The sequence below is a fragment of the Methylophaga sp. UBA5088 genome (assembly GCF_002414625.1).
GTDB lineage: Bacteria > Pseudomonadota > Gammaproteobacteria > Nitrosococcales > Methylophagaceae > Methylophaga > Methylophaga marina.
In genome coordinates this window covers 11,808-15,445 of the sequence record NZ_DIAC01000074.1, presented here as the reverse complement: position 1 = coordinate 15,445, position 3,638 = coordinate 11,808, and the positions used below count along the sequence as shown (strand labels likewise).

Genomic DNA, 3,638 nt, shown 5'->3' with positions numbered 1-3,638 from the left:
CCACTCGCCAATCGTCTTGATGAAATGACCCACGTTATTCAAACCATCGCTGAAGGTGAAGGTAATCTTGCACAAAGGCTTGATAACACCACATTTGTCAATGATGAGACCGGTGATATGGGACGTTGGATTAATAGTTTCATTGATAATCTTGATGGTATAGTTGGCCAAGTCATTATAACCAGCACCAATGTCAGTCACACCAATGAAGCCATGCTCGAAACAAACCGAGAAGCGCTTCATGTTTCTAATGAAGTCGCGACAGCAATAGAAAGAATGCTGCAATTGTTAGAAGAGCAAATGCGCGATATTGGGAATGCATCAACCACTGCTGAGTCCATGAAAAAAGCCATGGATGAAGTCGTTCATGAAGCCAGAGTGCAATACGAGTCCGTACGAAGTGGTACACAAGAAATACGTGATGTCGTGGAAACCTCTGCTAAAGCCGTACAATCACTGCATAGTAGGACAGCAGAAATTGGCAATATCATTGGCGTCATCACTGAAATTACTAATCAAACCAACTTACTCGCACTTAATGCTGCTATCGAGGCAGCTCGTGCCGGTGATCATGGCCGAGGATTTTCAGTTGTGGCTGACGAAGTGAGAAATCTTGCTCAGAGAACAGCTACATCAGCAGATGAAATTCGACAAATGATTGAAACCATCCAGTCGGAAACCTTAGATGCGTATAAATTCATGGAGTCTGGTGTGGAGAATGTCGATCGTAGCTTAAAGAAAACAGAAGAAGCCTCGTCAGAAAATACGCAACTTCATCAACTTGTTGAGCAAATGTTTTCCACCATCAAGCAACTGGATCAAAATAGCCAGTTACACGGTGTAACCGCGAGAGACGTCGGTCAATCAGCTAGCCTGATGACACAGGCCATTGATGCGTTACAGCATCGCTCTGTCATGGTAAAAAATACCGCACAAAAACTCAGTCAGCTCGTTGGTGTTTTCAGCGTCAGTACACGATAAATTCCTGATAAATTCCAAAAAATATAAGCAGATAAGGATATCTGCTTCGTTTCTATTGTCTCCTATATTGTGTTTACCCCAAAAAAGGAGATTGCCTTATGGATATGCAAATCAACCAAGAAAGTAAACCAAGCAAGCTGGCTGCTGTATTTGATGATGAACAAAAAGCGTTAGAAGCCAAACAAACTCTGGTAAATGACGGTCATTTCAAACAGCAAGACATCGAAATGATTCAGCCCAAAGACAACCATACCAGTGAAAAAATCGAACCTGAATCCAAAGCGATTGCACGTTTTATCGCCCGTTCTCACTTTATCTTTGGTGGTATCGGATTATTAGTTGGCTTGGCCATCGCCAGTGCTCTGGTGGCATCTGGCCCAATGATGACCCAGTCCAGCCCACTCTATACCTATATCGCACTCGCGGTTGTCGGTACATTTGTTGGCATGTTATTGGCCGGATTAGTCTCATTACGCCCCGATCACGATCCGCTAATCAACGATACGGTTTCCGCAAAGCGTCAGAATCTATGGACGCTGATTGTACAGACAGATGGTCGCAAGAATCTTAAGAAAGCACATCAACTGATGCACCCGTCAGCCGTCTCTGTCACAGAAACATTCTAGTTCTTAAGCGTTTAGCAAAAAGTCTTCTGGTGCTGGTTGAACAAAACAATCAGTACCAGTATGATGCCCGTCCCCCTTGGAGCAGACACGGCAAAATTTGCATTTTTTACCGTAATAAAAAAAGTTTTTTCGAGCACCAAAAAGTAACAAAAGCTGTGATCCCGCATAGGCGCTGACTTAGCTCTAAACCCACAGCAAGTTATCCACAAAAAGTGCACAATTTATGTGCAAAATCTCCACTTGCCAAGCCTTCAAAAACACACTATCTTGTGGTTCAATCATTTCAAAACCACAACCTCTAGTGGTTTTATGTTTTTTTGATTATTTAAACATTATTGCAGGGATTTCAATTATGGCGAGCGAAACAGCACAACCCGTTTATACCTCATCAGCATCCGAAAGTGGATACAGCGTTATCCGTCGTAACGGTAAAGTCACCGAGTTTGATAGCAGCAAAATTGCTGTCGCTATTACTAAAGCCTTTTTGGCTGTTGAAGGTGATTCAGCAAAAGACAGTCGTCGTATTCACGACACAGTGGCGAAACTGACCAAACAAGTTACCGACAACCTTTTACGTCGTATTGATGACGGTGGCACCGTTCACATCGAAGATATTCAAGATCAGGTCGAATTGGCCCTGATGCGTGAAGGCGAATACAAAGTCGCTCGTTCTTACGTTGTATATCGTGAAAAACAATCAGAAAAACGTGCTGAAGAAGAAAAGAAACATCCCCAGCCTGCTAACGAATCTCCCCTGCACGTCACAGCAGCTGATGGCTCTCGTCAACCTCTAGACATTGACCGTTTACACAATCTGATTACAGAAGCCTGTGAAGGTCTGGCAGAAGTTAATCGTGATGCTATTTTACGCGACACACAACGTAACTTGTTTGACGGCGTTAAAGAGGCTGACGTCGAAAAAGCATTGGTTATGGCTGCACGTACCTTCATCGAAAAAGATCCTGCCTACAGCACACTGGCTGCTCGCCTGCTGATGGATGGTATTCGTCGTGAAGCACTGACATTTGTTTACAAAATGCCAAAACAAGCATCCCAACAAGAAATGGGTGATTTGTATAGTGACTATTTCAAAACCTACATCTCAACAGCGATTGAAAAAGAACTGATTGACTCTGAATTAGGTTTGTTTGACTTAGATCGACTGGGTAATGCACTTAAACCAGAATTAGACTTTGAGTTCACCTACTTAGGTCTGCAAACGTTATATGACCGTTACTTCATTCACTTCGATGGCACGCGCTTTGAATTACCGCAAGCCTTCTATATGCGCGTCGCCATGGGCTTGGCAATCAATGAGTTAAATCGTGAAGAGCGTGCTATCGAGTTCTATAACTTGTTATCAAGCTTCGACTTCATGAGCTCGACGCCTACCCTGTTCAACTCAGGCACACTGCGTCCACAATTATCTTCATGCTACCTGACCACCGTACCGGATGATCTGAGCGGTATTTATAACGCGATGCGTGATAATGCGCTGTTATCAAAATATGCCGGTGGTCTGGGTAATGACTGGTCACGTGTTCGTGGTCTGGGCGCTCACATCAAAGGTACTAACGGTAAATCACAAGGTGTTGTACCGTTCCTGAAAGTGGCTAACGACACTGCTGTTGCTGTTAACCAAGGTGGTAAACGTAAAGGTGCGGTTTGTGCTTATTTAGAAACATGGCACATCGACGTCGAAGAATTCCTGGATATGCGTAAAAACACCGGTGATGATCGCCGTCGTACGCATGATATGAATACCGCTAACTGGATTCCAGACTTATTCATGAAGCGTGTGGCTGAAGAAGGTCAATGGACCCTGTTCTCTCCAGAAGAAGTGGAGGACTTACACGACTTAACGGGTCTTGATTTTGAAAGAGCCTATGAAGCCTATGAAGAAAAAGCGGCTCGTGGCGATATTCGTAACTTCAAACAACTGCCTGCGACAGACCTATGGCGCAAAATGTTAGGCATGCTGTTCGAAACAGGCCACCCTTGGATCACATTTAAAGATCCATGTAACCTGCG

The 3,638-nt window shown here is 44.0% G+C and carries 3 protein-coding genes; all 3 read left to right on the top strand.

What is annotated here, in order from left to right:
* Positions 1-981 (top strand): methyl-accepting chemotaxis protein (locus B4K20_RS09420; protein WP_289282694.1); only part of this gene is annotated, 981 nt, incomplete at its 5' end.
* 98 nt (positions 982-1,079) lie between these two features.
* A complete protein-coding gene (locus B4K20_RS09415; RefSeq protein WP_289282693.1) occupies positions 1,080-1,607 on the top strand; it encodes a hypothetical protein in 528 nt (175 codons plus the stop codon).
* A 352-nt stretch (positions 1,608-1,959) separates the two neighbouring features.
* Positions 1,960-3,638, top strand: a 1,679-nt coding sequence (locus B4K20_RS09410) for a ribonucleoside-diphosphate reductase subunit alpha (protein ID WP_289282692.1), incomplete at its 3' end; no start/stop codon positions are given.

Coding starts and splice junctions, on each gene's coding strand:
- B4K20_RS09415 (WP_289282693.1), top strand. CDS start 1,080: ATGGATATGCAAATCAACCAAGAAAGTAAACCAAGCAAGCTGGCTGCT.